This window comes from Solwaraspora sp. WMMA2080, assembly GCF_027497395.1.
Classification (GTDB): Bacteria; Actinomycetota; Actinomycetes; order Mycobacteriales; family Micromonosporaceae; genus Micromonospora_E.
The window spans coordinates 2,632,890-2,649,164 of the sequence record NZ_CP114910.1 but is presented as its reverse complement, the minus strand read 5'-3'; the positions used below and the strand labels follow the sequence as shown (position 1 = coordinate 2,649,164).

The following is a 16,275-nucleotide window of genomic DNA, read 5'->3' as shown; positions in this document are numbered from 1 at the left end:
ACGGCGCGCTGACTCATACTCATCGGCATGTCGCTGACCGGCGGGCGGGTGCACCGCGTCTACAGCGTCGTCGTGTTCATCGTGCTCGCCTCGCTGGACAACGTGGCGATCGGGCTGGTCCCGCCGCTGTACGGCAGCATCGCCGACACGTACGCCGTACCGGAAGGGGCGATCGGCGCGGTCACCGCCGCGACCTTCCTGGTCAGCGCGGTCGCCGCGGTCGGCTGGGCGTACGTCGGCGACCGCGGCGACCGCAAGCCGCTGCTGATGGCCGGTACGGTGATCTGGGGGCTCGGCGCGGCCGGTACCGCCCTCGCCGGCAGCTACCCGGTGTTCTTCGCCGCGCAGCTCGTCGCCGCCGTCGGCCTCGGCGCGGTCGCCTCGGTCGGCTTCTCCGTGGTCAGCGACCTGATCACCCCCGGCCGGCGGGGCCTGGTGATGAGTTTCTGGGGGCTGTCGCAGGGCGTCGGCACGCTGGCCGGCACCCTGCTCGGCGGGCTGCTCGGGCACGCCGACTGGCGGCGGCCGTTCCTGGTGCTCGCCGCCGCCGGGCTGGTCGCCACGGTCGCGTACCTGTTCACCGTCGACGTGCGGCGCGGACAGAGCCAGCCGGAGCTGGCCGACCGGTTCGCCGCCGGCGGCGAGTACGAGCACCGGATCAGCCGGGCCGACCTGCCGACGATCGCCCGGCGGCGGACCAACGTCTGGCTGGTGGCGCAAGGGCTCACCGCCCAGGTGGCGTTCGGCTCGCTGGTCTGGCTGCCGGCGCTGTTCCGGGCCCGCGCCGAGGAGCAGGGCTACACCGCCGGTACGGCGATCATCGTCGGCAGCGTCTTCGCCACGTTGTTCCAACTCGGCGGCGCGCTGTCGATCGTCGGCGGGCTGGTCGGCGACCGGCTGCAGCGGCGTACCCCCCGGGGTCGGGCCCTGGTCGCGGCGGTCGGCATCCTCGCGGCGGTGCCGTTCTACCTGGTGTTGTTCTTCGTCCCGATGCGCATCGACGTGCCGGACGGCGCGGGTGCCGGTGCGGTGACCGCCGCCGTGCTGCGCGGCGTGTTCACCGAGCCGACGATCGGGCTGAGCTTCCTCACCGCACTGCTCGCCCTGGCGTTGACGTCGGCGAACTCGCCGAACTGGTTCGCGTTGATCGCCGACGTCAATCCGCCGGAGCACCGGGGCACCGTCTACAGCCTCGGCAACCTGGTCAACGGGGTGGGGCGGGCGACCGGCAACGCGTTGCTGCCGGTCGCCCTGCGGGCGGTCGGCGGTGTCGTCCCACCGCCGTTGAACTACGCCGTCGGCCTGGCCGTGTTCCAGCTGTTCTTCATCCCGACCGGGATCATGTACTGGCTGGCGTCCCGGTCGGCGCCGGGCGACATCGCCGACGTGCACCGCCTGCTCGACGTCCGGGCCGGTGAACCCACGGTCACTGACGTTGCCGGGCCCAGACGGTGACGTCGGTCGGCACCCGCCCGTTGCCGGTCAGCGGACCGCTGGCGATCAGCGGTTCGGTGCCCGGCGGCAGCGACACCGGCTCGACACCGAAGTTCGTCACCACGGTCACCTCGTCGACGCAGCAGGCGAGCACGTCCTCCGGCGACTCCAGCCACCGCAGCCGGCCGGCGCCGAGCCCCAGCTCGCGGCGCAGCCGCAGCGCCGTCCGGTACAGCTCGTAGGTCGACCCCGGCACGTCGCGCTGCCGGTCGAGGGCGTACTCGGCCCACACCGGTGGCTGCGGCAGCCAGCTGGCGTCGGTCGGCCCGAACCCGTAGGACGGGCTGTCCGCCTCCCACGGGATCGGCACCCGGCAGCCGTCCCGGCCGCGCTCGGTGTGGTCGGTGCGCCGCCAGGTCGGGTCCTGCCGGACCTCGTCCGGCAGCGTGGTGTGCTCCGGCAGACCCAGCTCCTCACCCTGGTAGAGGTATGCCGAGCCGGGCAGCGCCAGCATCAGCAGGGTGGCGGCGCGGGCCCGGCGCAGCCCGAGCGCGGTGTCCGGCTGCGGGTCGTTCGCGCCGATGCCGCGCGGCCGGGCCGCGCCGATCGGCAGCGCCAGCCGGGTGGCGTGGCGCAGCACGTCATGGTTGGACAACACCCAGGTGGTGGGCGCGCCGACGGCCTCGGTGGCGGCCAACGACCGTTCGATCACCGTACGCTGCGCCTCGGAGGTCCACGCCGCCTCCAGGTACTCGAAGTTGAACGCCTGGTGCATCTCGTCCGGCCGGACGTACGCGGCGAGCCGCTCCGCCGGCTGCACCCACGCCTCGGCGACCAGGATCTGCTGACCGGGGTGCGCGTCCAGCACCGACCGCCACTGCCGGTAGATCTCGTGTACGCCGTCCTGGTCCCACATCGGCGGCCGGGGCTGGTCGACGTGATTGCCGGAGGTGGTTTCCTCCGGGTAGTGCCAGTCGGCCAGGTCGGCCTGTTTGACCAGGCCGTGCGCCACGTCGACCCGGAAGCCGTCGACGCCCCGGTCCAGCCAGAACCGCAGGATGGCCACGAACTCGTCGCGGACCTGCGTCGAGTCCCAGTTGAGGTCGGGCTGGCCGGCGTCGAACAGGTGCAGATACCACTGGCCCGGCGTACCGTCCGGGTTGTCGGTCCTGGTCCAGGCCGGGCCGCCGAAGACGGACCGCCAGCTGTTCGGCGGCTGGTCCCCATCTGGGCCGCGGCCGTCGCGGAAGATGTACCGGTCCCGGGCCGGGCTGCCCGGCTCGGCGCCGAGCGCCTCGACGAACCAGGGGTGCGCCGACGACGTGTGATTCGGCACCAGGTCGACGATCACCCGCAGCCCCCGGTCGTGGGCCTCGGCGATCAGGCGGTCGGCGTCGGCCAGCCGGCCGAAGATCGGGTCGACGTCGCGGTAGTCGGCCACGTCGTAGCCGGCGTCGGCCTGCGGCGACGGGTAGAACGGTGACAGCCAGATCGCGTCGACGCCGAGGGCGACGAGGTCGTCCAGTCGGGCGACGACGCCGGGCAGGTCACCGATGCCGTCGCCGTCGGAGTCGGCGAACGACCGCGGGTAGATCTGGTAGATGACCGCCTCCCGCCACCATTCGGTGCCGGCACCGTCACGGGTACGGGTCGATGGCGTGTTCACCAGTGTGCTCCTCAACTCAGCTCGGTTGGCGGGCTGCCCCGCTGCCAGGAACGCCCTGGCGGCGGGGTCAGCGGTGCCTCGTACGTGGGTTTACCAGGTCGGCCGGTGCGGTTACCCGGTTTCACGCGGTGGCGGTCATCCCGTTTCTCGGGGTGGCGCGGTCGACTCGCGGACCACCAGCCGGGTGGGCAGGGTCACCGTGTCGGTCGGCGTGCCGGCGGTGCCGGCAAGTGGGCCGGCTGCGAGTGGGCCGGGCGGCGTTCCGGCTGCGAGTGGGCCGAGCAGCGTGCCGGCGGCCAGTCGGCCCTGCTCGGCGGCAGGTTGGGCGACGGTGGTCAGCCCGACCACCCGGGCCACGTCGTGGTCGTCGATGCCGATCACGCTGACGTCGGCCGGCACCCGCAGTCCGGCCTGGCGCAGGACGGCGATGGCGCCGAGCGCCATCTCGTCGCAGGCGGCGAAGATCGCGGTCGGCACCGGGCCGCGGCGCAGCAGTTCGGTAGTGGCCAGCCCGCCGCCGGCGATGGTGAAGTCGCCCTCCACGTCCAGCGCCGGGTCCGGGGTGAGGCCGGCCGCGACCAGCGCCTCCCGGTAGCCGCGGCGACGGTCCAGGTGGGCGGTGAAGGCCAGTTCTTCGCCGGAGTTGCCGGAGATGTGGGCGATCCGCCGGTGCCCGAGCCCGATCAGGTGGCCGGTGGCGGTCCGGGCGGCGGCCACGTCGTCGATCCGGATGCTGGGCCAGCCGGGTACGCCGGTGCCGGAGCTGACCGTCACCCCCGGCATGCCCAACGCGGAGATGGCGGCGAAGTCGGACCGGTGCAGCGGGGTGGCGACCAGCATCAACGCGTCCACCCGGTGGCGCAGGCTGGCGGTGTGCAGCATCATCCGCTGCCGGGCGTTCTCCCGCCCGCCGAGGTTGTACAGCAGCAGGTCGTAGCCGGCTTCCTGCAGCGTGTTCTCGGCGGCTTCGACGACGGTGCTGAAGAACCAGCGGGTGATCCGGGGCACCACGACGGCGACGGCGCGGGTCTTGCCGCCGGCCAGCCGCGATGCGCTGGGCGAGACGATGTACCCGAGTTGCGCGGCGGCGTCGAGGACCCGCAGCCGGGTCGCCTCGGTGACCGTCGGCAGGCCCCGCAGGGCCCGCGAGACGGTCGCGGTGGAGACCCCGGCCAGCCGGGCGACGTCGTCGATTCTGGTCATGGATCATCACCTCGCCATCCGCGCGGTCGCGGCCGGCGTCAGCCCTTGGTCAGCCCTTGACGCTGCCGGCCAGCAGCCCTCGGACGAAATACCGCTGCAGGGAGAGGAAGACGATCAACGGCACGATGATCGAGACGAAGGCACCGGACGTCAGGCGTTGCCACTGGTCACCTCGGGTGCCGGCGAGTTCGGCCAGCCGTACCGTCAGTGGCGCCACCCGACTCTCACCACCCGCGAAGATCAACGCGACGAGCAGGTCGTTCCAGACCCAGAGGAACTGGAAGATGCCGAACGCGGCCAGCGCCGGGGCGATCAGCGGCAGCACGATGGTCCGGAAGATCTTCGGGTGGCTGGCCCCGTCGACCCGGGCCGCCTCCATCAGGTCCTTGGGCAGCTGCGACACGAAGTTGTGCAGCAGGAACACCCCCAGCGGCAGTGCGAAGCAGGTGTGCGCGAACCAGACCTGGACATAGCGTTCGTAGCTGTCCAGCCCCCACGGCGGGGTGATGGTGACGCCGCCGATCGTGGTGCCCTGCGAGAAGAACCGCAGCAACGGCACCAGCGCCATCTGCAGCGGCACGATCTGCAGCGCGAAGATGCAGATGTAGATCAGGTCCCGGCCGCGGAAGTTGATCCAGGCCAGCGCGTACGCGGCCAGTGCCGCGAAGGCCAGCGGGAACAGCACCGACGGGATGGTGATCACCAGTGAGTTGATGAAGTAGCTGGACAACTGCCCGGACGACGAGGACCGGCCGAACAGTACGTCCTGGTAGTTCTGCAGGGTGACCTGCGGGTTGGTGAAGAAGGTCCACCAACCGGTGGTCCGGATCTCCTCAGCCGGTCGGAACGAGGAGACGAACAGACCGAAGGTCGGAATGGTCCAGATCACCGCGATGACGATCGCGACGATCGTCGCCGTCGGAGTGTTGAGCCGCTTGCGGACCCGGCCGACCCGGGTACGGGGCCGTTCCTCCCCGCTGCTGGCCGGAGCGGCCACGGGGGGCGTGGTGGTGGTCACGGGTGTCACACCTCCCGCTGCTTGCGCAGGTTACGGATCTGGTAGATGACGATCGGGATGACCAGCACGAACAGGAACACCGCCAGGGCCGAGCCGTAGCCGTTCTGGCCGTAACGGAACGCCTGGTTGTACATCTCGTTGGCGATCACACCGGTGTCGTAGTTGCCGTTGGTCATCGTCCGGACGATGTCGAAGACCTTCAGGGTGGCGATCGAGATGGTCACCACCACGACGATCAGCGCCGGGCGGATGCTCGGCATGGTGACCCGCCAGAACATCTGCCAGGCGTTCACCCCGTCGAGGCGGGCGGCTTCGATGATGTCGGCCGGGATCGCCTTGATCGCGGCGGAGAGCACCACCATCGCGAACCCGGCCTGGATCCAGATCATCACCACGATCAGCAGCAGCGTGTTCAGCGGGGCGTTGAGCTGCAGCCAGCGCTGCGGCTCGAAGCCGAACAGGGTGACCAGGTAGTTGAGCAGGCCGTACTGCTCCTGTTCGCCGCCCCGGTACGCGTAGACGAACCGCCAGATGATGCTGGCGCCGACGAAGGAGATCGCCATCGGCATGAAGACCAGCGACTTGGCCAGCGCCTCGAACCGGGCCTTGTCCACCATGATCGCGTAGAGCAGGCCGATCGCGGTCGCCACCGTCGGCACCAGGATCACCCAGATCAGGGTGTTGGTCAGCACCTGGATGATCTCGTCCTGGGAGAACATCCAGCGGTAGTTCTCCAGGCCGACCCAGTTCTCGCTGCGTCCGTCCATGAACGACAGGACGGTGGTGCGCAGGGCCGGAATGACCAGCCCGATGCCGAGTAGCAGCAGGGCCGGCAGCAGAAAGAACAGGCCGAACATGCCTTCGCCGCCGCGCCGGGGTCGGCCGATCGGCATCGATCCGCCGCCACCACCGGCGCTGGCCGCGATCAGCCGCTGCTCCCGTCGGCGGGCGAACCAGCTTGGCACCGCGTCGAGCAACAGCAGCATGCCGCCGACGATCACCACGAACGCGATCAGGCCGTACAGCAGCATCAACAGCTTCGGGTACTGCTCAGCGAAGTCGAAGTACATCCGCCCTCCCAACGGATCGTCGACCGGAGCCAGCTATGGCGCGGCCGGCCCACCCCCGGTGTGCTCGTGGGTGGGCCGGCCGCGTGGTGTCAGCTGGTCGGCCAGGAGCCTTCGATGTAGTCGAGGGTCTCGGCGGTGCTCTGGCCGCTGAGCCAGTCCACCATGCCGCGCCAGAAGGTGCCCGCGCCGACCGCAGCCGGCATCAGGTCCGAACCGTCGAAGCGGAACGTGGTGTTCTCGTCCTGCAGGATCTCCACGGAGAGCCGGTCGATCGGGTTCTCCACGTTGGCGATGTCCAGCCCGCTGTTGGCCGACACCCAGTTGCCGAGCGAGGCCCGGCTGTTGGCGTACTCCGGCGAGGCCAGGTAGGTCTGCACCGCCTGGACCTCGGGCCGGTCGGCGAAGGCCACGGTGAACTCGCCACCGCCGAGGACCGGCTGGCCGGCGCTCGGGTCGTTGGTCGGGAAGTAGAACGCGAAGACGTCGCCGTCCTCGGCCACCTCGGTGCCCTCGGGCCACTGGTTGGCGTAGAAGCTGGCCTGCCGGTGCAGCGCGCAGTCACCGTCGAGGATCGGGGTGCCGGCATCCTGGAACGAGGTCGCGGTGATGCTGTCCACGCCACCGAAGCCGCCGTTGACGTACTCCTCGTTCTTGAGGATCGAGCCGGCCTGGTTGACGGCCTCGGCGACCCGCGGGTCGTTGAACGGGATGTCGTGGGTGGTCCACTGGTCGTAGACCTCCGGCGTCTGGGTCCGGAGCATGATGTCCTCGATCCAGTCGGTGGCCGGCCAGCCGGTGGCGTCACCGGACTCGACCCCGACGCACCACGGCTTGGTGCCGGTGGCGGCGACCTCGTCGCTGAGCGTGATCAGGTCGTCCCAGGTCTCCGGCACGGTCCAGCCGTTGTCGGCGAACATGCTGGGCGAGTACCAGACGAAGGACTTGACGTTGGAGCCGAGCGGGGCGCCGTAGAAGGTGCCGTCGACCGTGCCGTACGCCAGCCAGTCCTCGCTGTAGTTGGCCTCGGCCATCGCCTTGGTCTCGTCGGAGGCGGCCTGCAGCTGGCCGGCCTCGGCGAACCGCCCGAGCAGGCCGGGCTGCGGGATGAAGGCGATGTCCGGCGGGTTGCCGCCGTCCACCCGCACCTGCAGCTGGGCTTCGAACTCGCCACTGCCCTCGTAGCGGATGTCGATGCCGGTGCAGTCGACGAACTCGCTCCAGGACTGCTCGAGCAGGTCCGCCTCGGCGTCACGGATCGAGGCGTAGATCGTCACCTCGGTGCCGTCGTTGCCCTGGTAGTCACTGTATGGGGCGCATTCCTCGGAATCCGGGTCCGCGCTGGTGCCGCTGTCGGAAACACACGCCGTCGAGGCGAGGGCCAGCCCGAGCACGCTGGCGAGCGCGGAGGCCTGGCGTGGTCTGGTGAAGACCGCCATGGAGCGTTCTCCCTTCCTAGCCGGCGGGCCCCGCGTCCCTGCGGTCTGGCTGCGCCGGTCGGTTGCTGTCTGGGCGTCTTCATATGTAAGCGCTTGCAATGGAAGCGCGTCCAGTCCTGACCAGCTACGAGCCAGTAACGATTCGGAAACCTTGACCCGCTACTCAGCTGTTGAGCTGCCAGATGGACAGGTTCAGCGCGGCGGCGAAGGTGACCCAGCCCCAGTACGGGACCATCAGCAGGGCGGCTGGTCGCCACACCCGCCAGAACAGCACCACGGTGGCACCGACGAGCAGCCAGAGGAGCACGATCTCAGCGAACGCCAGACCGTACCGGCCGGCGGCGAAGAACAGCGGTGTCCAGGCGGCGTTGAGCACCAGTTGGGCCAGCCAACTGGCGATCGCCAGGCCGACGCCGGCGCGCCGCCAGACGGTGAATCCGGCGACGGCGATCAGCACGTACAGGATGGTCCAAACCGGGCTGAACAGCCAGGACGGCGGTGCCCAGGACGGCTGGACCAGTTCGGCGTAACGGGAACCGGCGTCGCGGGCGGCGAACGCCCCGACCGCTGCGGCCGCCGCCACCAGGCCGAGGAACACCGGGAAACCCCACCACGAGCGCATCGCGACTCCAGGAACAGATCAGGCCGGGGCCGCCGGCGCCGGTCCACGGTGGGGAGGACCGGGCCGGTTCCGGCGGCCCCGGCAGGCTCGGGGTCGATGTGGTCAGGTCGATGTCGGTCGAAGGAGCCGGGGGTTCGCCCGGCACCGTCAAGCGAACAGGCTCACGCCGCCGGGACCGACGAGCAGCCCGACGACGATCAGTACGATGCCCCAGAGCAGTTGCCGACGGAACAGCGCGAGAACGCCGGCGACGACCAGGACGACTGCGAGAATCCAGAGAAGTAGCTCCATGGCCGCTGAATACCCTTGCGACCGGCGACGGAAACCTTCACCGGTCTGGTCAAGGGACCGACCCGGCGAGCGAATACACGCTGTACGCCTGTTTGATCACCGGATGGGCGACGTTACGGACCTGTACCCCTCCGGGTGTAGTGCCCCGCTCCGTGCCGAAATGGGCGTGACCGTGCACCGCCAGGTCGGTCGGTGCCGCGTCAATCGCCTCGGCCAGCAGGTAGGAGCCGAGGAACGGGTAGATCTCGGGCGGCTCGCCGGTGAGCGTCTCCGGCACCGGCGAATAGTGGGTCAACGCCACCCGTACATCGCAGTCCAGGTCGACCAGCGCCGCCCCTAGCCGGTCGGCGGCGTCCGCCGTGGTGGCGACGAACGCCTTCATCTCCGGCTCACCGAACCGGCTGGCGCACCGCCCGGCGAACCCGCCGCCGAACCCCTTGACCCCGGCCACCCCGAGCCGGCCGCCGGGGCAGTCCACCACCACGCCGTCGCCGTCAAGCACCGTGACCCCCGCGTCGTTGAGTATCCCGACCAGCTGCGGCACCTGGTCACAGTGGTGGTCGTGATTGCCCAGCACCGCCACCACCGGGACCGGCAGATCCCCGAACTCGTCGGCCACGCACCGCGCCTGCGACTCCGTTCCGTGGCGGGTCAGGTCGCCGGCCAGCAGTAGGACGTCGGCCCGGTCGCCGAGCTGCGCCAACGCCGGCCGGAACCGGCCCAGCACGTCGCTGTCCATGTGCACGTCTCCGACAGCCGCGACGCGGATCACGACAACTCCTCCGCCTCGGTGGGCGCGGTGGTCCGACTGACGACGATGTCGACGATCAGGCGTACGCCGGGAAAGCGCTCGGCCACCAGCCGGACGATCTCCGCCCGCCGGTGGGCGCTCTCGACCTCGCCGCACAGCGCCAGGCTGTGGTCCCGGCGGGAGACACCCACCCCCTGCTCGGCGATGTCGGCGTGCTCGCTGAGCATCCGCTGCACCGCCGCCTCGGTGTAGCCGTCCAGCCGGTCCGGCCCGGTCTGTCGCATCGACTGCCCCGATGTCCGGGTCATTGCCCCACCTCCTGGCTGTCGTCGGGTGCACGTCGGTGGCATACCCGTTCCCGGCCGGTTCGTGCGTGCGGGCGCGGCGCGGCGCGTGGCAGTGGGCGAGCGGGGTGACGACGTGCACGTGCTCGCTACCGTTGGGAAGGTGCTCGTCACAGTGACCCATGCGCCACCGTCACCACCATCACCGTCCCGGCCCGCGTCTCGCCCGCTGTCGCCCGTACAGTCCACGTCGTCAGCCGTGCCGCCATGCCCGCCACCGGACCCCGCAGGGAGCACAGTGGACGCCGATCCGGCCTGGTCGCCGCCGGACGGGCTGCGACGGATCGCGTTGGTGGGCATCGACGGGGTCGGCAAGACCACTCAGGCACACCTGCTGGCGGAGGCGCTGACCGCCGCCGGCCGGCCCGCCCGGTACTGGCGCAACGCCGGCGGTCGACGCTGGCTCGACCGGTTCGCGGTCCGGATCGGCCGCCCGGATGCCCGGCGGATGGTCGGCCGTGGCGGGCTGATGTTCCTGGAGGCGTTGCTGCGCTGGCTCGCGATCGCCCGGTCGGTGCTCGGCTCGCGTCGAGTGATCGCGGTGATGGACCGGTACGCGGTATGCCAGTACGCCAGCATCCGCACCCACGGCGCCGGCCGCTGGGAACGGCTCGCCCGGCTGGCGTACCGGGTGTTTCCCCGACCGGACGTGACGTTCCTGCTCTGGCTGCCGCCCGCCGAAGCGGCCCGTCGGATCGACGCTCGGGGCACCGACCACGAGTCGCTGGAGTTCCTGGCGACCAGCGCGGCGGCCTACGGGTCGCTGCCGGAGGCCGCCGGGTTCGTGGTGATCGACGCCCGGGGCCCGGCCGCCCAGGTCGCTGCAAAGATCCGGCAGCGGCTGACCGACGGGCGGCTGACCGACGGGCGGCCGGCCGGCGCCTCGTGGTGGCCGGATCAGGACGATTCGCGCGCGTCGTGACCCGATCGTCGGTGCCTGCCCGGGCGGTGATGAACCGTGCAACCCGCTCGGGCCGTACTCCTGGCCAGGACCAACCGGCCGGCGGGCAGTGACGAGGATCGCAGGAGGGGTAGTGACGGGAATCGCTGCGCCTTGCCAGGTGTCGTGGTGTGCTGGAAGCCTGCCACACCCCGCCGACCTCAATGAATCGGGCCGTCGGCCGGCCCGACGCGGCGCGGCGATCGAGGAGCCTGGCAGGAAACGCCAATCCCGTTCACAGCAATTATTCAGGCAATCGTGTCAGCTTCGACTCACGAGACGGAATCCCTGACGCGTCTCATCTGTTGTGTAGGTGTCGGCGCCATACGGCGGGGCCTGCCACATCAGGTTCGCCGGATCGGAGGCAGACGTGACGGGGGAGAGGCTGATGGAGATGCGCATCGCAGGTGACAGGGCACGACGTGGGGTTAACGAGGGGACCGTGAGCAACGTGGAGAAGACGATGGCTTTGCGGACCGACGAGGTCGCCGAGGAGCGGGACCTCGTTGGCGTCTACCTGCATGAGATCTCCCGCACGCCGCTTCTCGACGCGGCCCGGGAAGTCGACCTCTCCAAGGCGATCGAGGCCGGCCTGTACGCGGAACACCTGCTGGAGCAGGGTGTGCCGCGGGCCGGGGTGAGCCGCGAGGAGTTGGAGCGGCTGGTCGTCGAGGGCGAGCGGGCGAAGGACCTGTTCATCCGGGCCAACCTGCGTCTGGTGGTGTCGATCGCCCGCCGCTACGTCCGGTCCGGGATGCCGATGCTGGACCTGATCCAGGAGGGCAACACCGGTCTGGTCCGCGCGGTGGAGAAGTTCGACTACGAGCGTGGTTTCAAGTTCTCCACCTACGCGACCTGGTGGATCCGGCAGGCCATCAGCCGGGCGATCGCCCAGCAGGAGCGGACCGTACGGCTTCCGGTGCACCTTGTCGAGGACGTCAACCGGATGCGCAACGTCGCCCGCCAGTTGACCCGCGAGCTCGGTTCGGACCCCGAGCCGGAGCAGATCGCCGCCTCGCTCGGCGTGCCGGTCGAACGGGTGCACGAGCTGGTGCGGTGGTCGCAGGACACGGTGTCGTTGGACACCCCGGTCGGCGACGACGGCGACACCAACCTGGGCGACCTGGTGGCCGACAGCGACGCCCCGTCGCCGGAGGACATCGTGCTGACCGGGCTGGAGCGGCAGCGGATCGAGGGCCTGCTCAACCACCTGGACGACCGGTCCGCCGGCATCATGCGGGCCCGGTACGGCCTGGAGGACGGGCGGGAGCACTCGCTGACCGAGGTCGCGTCGCGCTTCTCGCTGTCCCGGGAGCGCATCCGTCAGCTGGAGATCCAGGCACTGGGCCGGCTGCGGGAGCTGGCCCGGGCAGAAGGGCTGCAGGCCGCCTGACGAACTGACCGCAGGCGACCTGACCCGCCGACGAACCGACAGACTACCGACGAACTGCCGACGGCCCGGCATCCGCGCTAGCGGATGCCGGGCCGTCGGCAGTTCGTCGGGGCGAGCGACCGGGTCAGCGGACCCGGCCGTAGCCGTACGGTGGCATCATGTCCACGCTGGCCAGCTCGACGGTGCGGCCGAAGGTGGGAGCGTGGATCACCTGTCCACCGCCGACGTACAGGCCGACGTGGGCGAGACCGTTGTAGAACACCAGGTCACCGGGCTGCAGTGCGCCACGGTTGATCTTCGCGACCACGTCCCACTGCATCGCCGCGTTGTGCGGCAGGCTCTTGCCGGCGGTACGCCAGGCGGCGAGCGTCAGGCCTGAGCAGTCGTAGCCGTTCGGGCCGCTGGCGGCCCAGACGTACGGCTTGCCGATGGCTCCGTAGGCGAACTCGACGACCGAGCCGGCGGCACCGGACACCGACGGTACGGTCCCGGTGTACGACGAGCCGGTCTCGCTCGCGGCACCGTACGCCCGTTCCCGCTTGTCCATCAGCTCGTCGATGTCCGCTTCGATGCTCTTCTTGCGGTCGGCGAGCTCCTTGACCTGGGCGTCCTGCTTCTTCAGGGCTGCCTGCAGCTTCTCCTGCTCGGCCAGGTAGGTCAGTTGGGTGCTGGTGAACTCGCTGAGCCGCTGCTGCCGGTCCCGGGCCAGGTGGTCCAGGGTGCCGAGCCGGTGGATGAAGCTGCCGGAGGTGCCGTCGAGCAGGGCGGTCGCGGTGCTCAACCCGCCGGTCTTGTACGCGTTGACCGCGATCTGACCGACCTCGGTCTGCGCTGCCGCGAGTTCGGCCTGCAGCGGGCCGAGCTTGGCGTCGATGTCCTCGGCCGCCGTCCGGGTGGCCTTGGCCTCCTCCCTGAGCCGGTTGTACGACTCGACGACCTTGGCCAGCTCTTCGGATTCCTTGTCGATCTGCTGCGTGAGTTCGCTGACCGTCGGCTGGGCGGTCGCGGCGGTCGCCGGTACCACCAGGCCGAGGCTTACGCCGGTCAGCATCAGGGTGCGCAGCAGAATCCGCGCTGTTGACAAGAACGCAGAACCCTTCTTCCTGGCCGCCTACCGGGTTAGCTGACGGATTCGGGCGGGAAGTTCGCCCTACCGCGGTGGACCGCGGATTCACCCCAGGTGCCGGTGGGTCCCCGGATCGCGACCGTGGAATCACTGGCTGTAACGCCAGGTAATCTCGCTACGGCGATTCGGCGGCACTGGACCGGCATCACCGCCTCCCGGTGACTGGCGACCGGACCAGCCGGTCCAACTTAGCCGCAAGGGTTGCGACCCGGAAAGTGCTGCGATCGTGATCCGCGGCATGGAACTGACTGGGGCCCGGTGACAGTTACTGGATGTGACGGCTGGCTGCTCTGGGCAACATCTCCCTGCCTTCGTGTAATCGGTCGACTGCGGTGCGTCGTCATTGGCGGGCGGTTGATCAACTGCGAATAATGCGTCATTAGTCGGTCTACGCGGTTGTTGTCATTGTGCTATACGGATAAATGGGGATGGAAGGTCTGATTCGCCATCCAGGAAGCGGCCTGCCGTACGTCATTCTGCTAGGTGGCAGAATGACTACCTTCCATCGAGTAGCTTGCTGTTTGCACAATGGACCCGCAAGGTCAGCGCCGCACGAGCCCTTCGGAGGCAGCTATGCGTGCTACTCGCCAGACCCCACCCCGACGCGGTTCCCCGGTACCCGCCCCGTCCGGCCCCAGTGTCGGACGGGCCTTCTACCGGCAGCCCGGTATCTGCGTGACCGGTGAATGGTTCGTCGTGGCCGGCCGGCGGTTCGCCGTCCGCGACCTCACCGAACTCCGGACCGCACGAGGTGCCCGCGACCGTCTCACCGGCCGGGTGATCGCGGCGACCGCCGTGACCCTGACGGCGGTCGCGGTGACCGTCGGCTACACCCGCGGGTTGGATGAGGTCAGCGCGGGTGCCTACCTCGCCATGCTGGCGGCTGCGTTCGTGCCGGTGGCGGTCGCCTGGCTCGGCGACCGGTTGCGGCCGCGGGCGTACGAACTATGGGGCCGCCACCAGGGACTGCTGGTGCTGCTGTTCAGCACCGACGACGAACGCCAGTACGGCCAGGTGAGCCGGGCGTTGATGCGGGCCCGGGAGATGTCCCGGCTGGCCGGTCTGTCCGAGCCGGTCACCATCGAGCCGTGGATGCCCGACCAGCGGTGAGCGGACCCGGCCGCCGTGGCGGTCGTCGGCGGGCTGGTCAACGTCGGTCAGCCCGCATCCGGCCCGTCCAGTCGACGGGCGAGGTCGTGCAGCATCGCCACCGAGTCGGCCGGCGACAGGGATTCCGCCCGTAGCCGGTCGAAGACATGCTGGTACGGCCGGACCTCGTCGGCCCGGTCGATGACCTCCTCGACCAGAGCGCTCTCCACGTACACCACATCGGCGTCGGCCTGGTCGGCGAAGTGCAGGATGACGAACGGACCGAGCACCGTGTTGCTCCCGGCGGTGAACGGCAGCACCCGGACCGTGATGTGGGGCGCCGCGGACATCTTCGCCACGTGCTGGAGCTGCTCGCGCAGCACCCGCGGGCCGCCGGTCATCCGGCGCAGCGCCGCCTCGTCGATGATCACCTCGATCTGCGGCGGGTCCGCGCCGAACAGCACCTCGTGCTGGCGGGCCAGTCGGATCTGCACCCGTCCTTCGATCTCGGCTGCCGGTACGTGGTGCGGGCCGTCGGCCGGGATCACCGCGCGGGCGTACTCCTCGGTCTGCAGCAGGCCGGGGAAGCTGATCGGCTGGAAGTAGCGCAGTGCCGACGCCTCCGCCTCCAGACCGATGTAGGCCGCGTAGGCGGCCGGCACCCGGTCCTTGTATCCGCTCCACCAGGCGCGCCGTCGTGCCGCCCGGGCCAACTCGACGAGATCCTGCACCTGCTGCTGGTCGCGTACGCCGTACAGGTCCAGCAGGGCCTTGACGTCGTTGGTCGAGATGCTGACCGACCCCGACTCGATCCGGATCAGCTTCGACAGCGACCAGTCCATTTGAGCGGCGACGTAGTCCTGGGTCAGCGCGGCGGCCTCGCGTGCCCGGCGTAGCGCCGCACGCAGCCGGCGACGCCCGATGGTCGGGCCCTGGTGTCGGGCAGACATGGGAAACGCTCCGGGGGAGTGCCTAGCAGTGTGCTACCTGGCTGGTTGCCACCCTGTTGCACGCTACACCGCCGCCGTCAGGTCTGCTAAGGACGGCCGGCCCCTCCGCATGGTCCGGACGGCGGTTCCGCCGGCTTTCCCGGTGTCGCCCAGTCGCGTCAGCAAGATCGAGAACTGGTACAGTCCGCCCGATTGCCTGCGTGCTCTGATGGCAAATCTACTGATTTATCCTTATTAAGGAGTCTGGGTGACTGTGACCAGCACTGCCGGTCCGGCGTGGCGTAAGAGTCGCCGCTGCGAGGCGACGACCTGCGTTGAGGTAGCCGAGATCGGCCCGGCGGTCGGGGTGCGCAACTCCACCGACCCCGGAGTGCACCTGGAATTCTCGGCCGCTGCCTGGTCGGCATTCGTCGCCGGGCTGTCCGGTGCACCGACCAGCTCCGGCGGCCACACCACGGGTTGATCCGACGCCGCACATGGCTCGGTACCACGGCCGCCGGCAACGTCGGCCGTACGCCCCGGCCGGGTCGGCCCGACCGGTGCCGGCCCGGCCCGGGGCGCTGTCAGCCGGCCACCGCCCGCCCGGTGTCAGCCGGAGAACACCTTGTCCGGCTCGGTACGCGGTTGCCCGCCCGCCCAACGGACGACCACCCGCTCGGCGTAGAACGACACGAACGGCACCGTCCCGGCCAGCATGATCGCCAGGATCCGGCCGAGTGACCAGTTGGCCCGTCGGGCCAGGTCGAACGCGGCGACCAGATAGACCATGTAGAGGAACCCGTGCGCCGGCCCGACCGTCTCGACCACGATGGCCTGGTCGAACAGGTACTTCAACGGCATGCCGACCACCATCAGCAGGATCAGCACCACGCCGACCACGTACGCGATCAGTCGGTACCGGGTGAGTGCGCCTGACACTGTCGTCCGTCCTTCTCTCTTCCG

Annotated in this window: 17 protein-coding genes and 1 riboswitch; of the genes, 5 read left to right on the top strand and 12 right to left on the bottom strand. The window is 70.0% G+C overall.

The features are described 5' to 3' along the window. The first annotated feature begins 27 nt into the window (after positions 1 to 27). Positions 28 to 1,455 carry an MFS transporter gene (locus O7543_RS12155; RefSeq protein WP_281553729.1) on the top strand — a complete coding sequence of 476 codons (1,428 nt, stop codon included), beginning with the start codon at positions 28 to 30 and terminating at the stop codon, positions 1,453 to 1,455. On the opposite strand, the gene O7543_RS12150 is transcribed toward O7543_RS12155, so the two are convergent. The 9 genes from O7543_RS12150 to O7543_RS12110 all read right to left on the bottom strand — a co-directional run bounded on the left by O7543_RS12150 (position 1,427) and on the right by O7543_RS12110 (position 9,775). Next, positions 1,427 to 3,100 (bottom strand): glycoside hydrolase family 13 protein, encoded by a 1,674-nt coding sequence (locus O7543_RS12150; RefSeq protein WP_281553730.1) that lies wholly within the window; start codon positions 3,098 to 3,100, stop codon positions 1,427 to 1,429. The genes O7543_RS12155 and O7543_RS12150 overlap by 29 nt on opposite strands. Before the next feature lie 135 nt (positions 3,101 to 3,235). After that, positions 3,236 to 4,303 carry a LacI family DNA-binding transcriptional regulator gene (locus tag O7543_RS12145; RefSeq protein WP_281553731.1) on the bottom strand — a complete coding sequence of 356 codons (1,068 nt, stop codon included), beginning with the start codon at positions 4,301 to 4,303 and terminating at the stop codon, positions 3,236 to 3,238. Positions 4,304 to 4,352: 49 nt separating this feature from the next. Next, the gene (locus tag O7543_RS12140) at positions 4,353 to 5,321 is read right to left on the bottom strand and encodes a carbohydrate ABC transporter permease (RefSeq protein WP_281553732.1); all 969 of its coding nucleotides are present in this window, start codon (positions 5,319 to 5,321) and stop codon (positions 4,353 to 4,355) included. Positions 5,322 to 5,326: 5 nt separating this feature from the next. Then, positions 5,327 to 6,391, bottom strand: a complete 1,065-nt coding sequence (locus O7543_RS12135) for a sugar ABC transporter permease (RefSeq protein WP_281553733.1) — start codon at positions 6,389 to 6,391, stop codon at positions 5,327 to 5,329. Between the two features lie 89 nt (positions 6,392 to 6,480). After that, positions 6,481 to 7,827: an ABC transporter substrate-binding protein gene (locus O7543_RS12130; RefSeq protein ID WP_281553734.1), complete on the bottom strand. Its 1,347-nt coding sequence runs from the start codon at positions 7,825 to 7,827 to the stop codon at positions 6,481 to 6,483. A gap of 163 nt (positions 7,828 to 7,990) precedes the next feature. Beyond that, positions 7,991 to 8,449: a TspO/MBR family protein gene (locus O7543_RS12125; RefSeq protein ID WP_281553735.1), complete on the bottom strand. Its 459-nt coding sequence runs from the start codon at positions 8,447 to 8,449 to the stop codon at positions 7,991 to 7,993. Between the two features lie 147 nt (positions 8,450 to 8,596). Continuing rightward, positions 8,597 to 8,740, bottom strand: coding sequence for a GPGG-motif small membrane protein (locus O7543_RS12120; protein WP_199757467.1), 144 nt, complete (start codon positions 8,738 to 8,740; stop codon positions 8,597 to 8,599). 49 nt (positions 8,741 to 8,789) lie between these two features. Beyond that, positions 8,790 to 9,479, bottom strand: a complete 690-nt coding sequence (locus O7543_RS12115) for a metallophosphoesterase (RefSeq protein WP_281555481.1) — start codon at positions 9,477 to 9,479, stop codon at positions 8,790 to 8,792. A 29-nt stretch (positions 9,480 to 9,508) separates the two neighbouring features. Then, positions 9,509 to 9,775, bottom strand: a complete 267-nt coding sequence (locus O7543_RS12110) for a hypothetical protein (RefSeq protein ID WP_281555482.1) — start codon at positions 9,773 to 9,775, stop codon at positions 9,509 to 9,511. 298 nt (positions 9,776 to 10,073) lie between these two features. On the opposite strand from O7543_RS12110, the gene O7543_RS12105 reads away from it, so the two are divergent. Next, the gene (locus tag O7543_RS12105; protein ID WP_281553736.1) at positions 10,074 to 10,757 is read left to right on the top strand and encodes a dTMP kinase; all 684 of its coding nucleotides are present in this window, start codon (positions 10,074 to 10,076) and stop codon (positions 10,755 to 10,757) included. Between the two features lie 412 nt (positions 10,758 to 11,169). After that, positions 11,170 to 12,168, top strand: a complete 999-nt coding sequence (locus tag O7543_RS12100; RefSeq protein ID WP_278174398.1) for a sigma-70 family RNA polymerase sigma factor — start codon at positions 11,170 to 11,172, stop codon at positions 12,166 to 12,168. A gap of 124 nt (positions 12,169 to 12,292) precedes the next feature. On the opposite strand, the gene O7543_RS12095 is transcribed toward O7543_RS12100, so the two are convergent. Next, positions 12,293 to 13,219, bottom strand: coding sequence for an NlpC/P60 family protein (locus tag O7543_RS12095; RefSeq protein ID WP_281555483.1), 927 nt, complete (start codon positions 13,217 to 13,219; stop codon positions 12,293 to 12,295). Between the two features lie 43 nt (positions 13,220 to 13,262). Beyond that, a riboswitch (cyclic di-AMP (ydaO/yuaA leader) is annotated at positions 13,263 to 13,427 on the bottom strand. 542 nt (positions 13,428 to 13,969) lie between these two features. Between O7543_RS12095 and O7543_RS12090 the strand changes: the two genes are divergently transcribed. Further along, positions 13,970 to 14,404, top strand: a complete 435-nt coding sequence (locus tag O7543_RS12090; protein WP_281567398.1) for a DUF6232 family protein — start codon at positions 13,970 to 13,972, stop codon at positions 14,402 to 14,404. Positions 14,405 to 14,451: 47 nt separating this feature from the next. On the opposite strand, the gene O7543_RS12085 is transcribed toward O7543_RS12090, so the two are convergent. Then, positions 14,452 to 15,333 carry a helix-turn-helix transcriptional regulator gene (locus tag O7543_RS12085; RefSeq protein ID WP_281553738.1) on the bottom strand — a complete coding sequence of 294 codons (882 nt, stop codon included), beginning with the start codon at positions 15,331 to 15,333 and terminating at the stop codon, positions 14,452 to 14,454. A gap of 247 nt (positions 15,334 to 15,580) precedes the next feature. Here O7543_RS12085 and O7543_RS12080 point away from each other — a divergent pair, with 247 nt between their 5' ends. Beyond that, the gene (locus O7543_RS12080) at positions 15,581 to 15,796 is read left to right on the top strand and encodes a DUF397 domain-containing protein (RefSeq protein ID WP_281553739.1); all 216 of its coding nucleotides are present in this window, start codon (positions 15,581 to 15,583) and stop codon (positions 15,794 to 15,796) included. Between the two features lie 125 nt (positions 15,797 to 15,921). On the opposite strand, the gene O7543_RS12075 is transcribed toward O7543_RS12080, so the two are convergent. Then, positions 15,922 to 16,251, bottom strand: coding sequence for a DUF3817 domain-containing protein (locus O7543_RS12075; RefSeq protein ID WP_281553740.1), 330 nt, complete (start codon positions 16,249 to 16,251; stop codon positions 15,922 to 15,924). Positions 16,252 to 16,275: the final 24 nt, after the last annotated feature.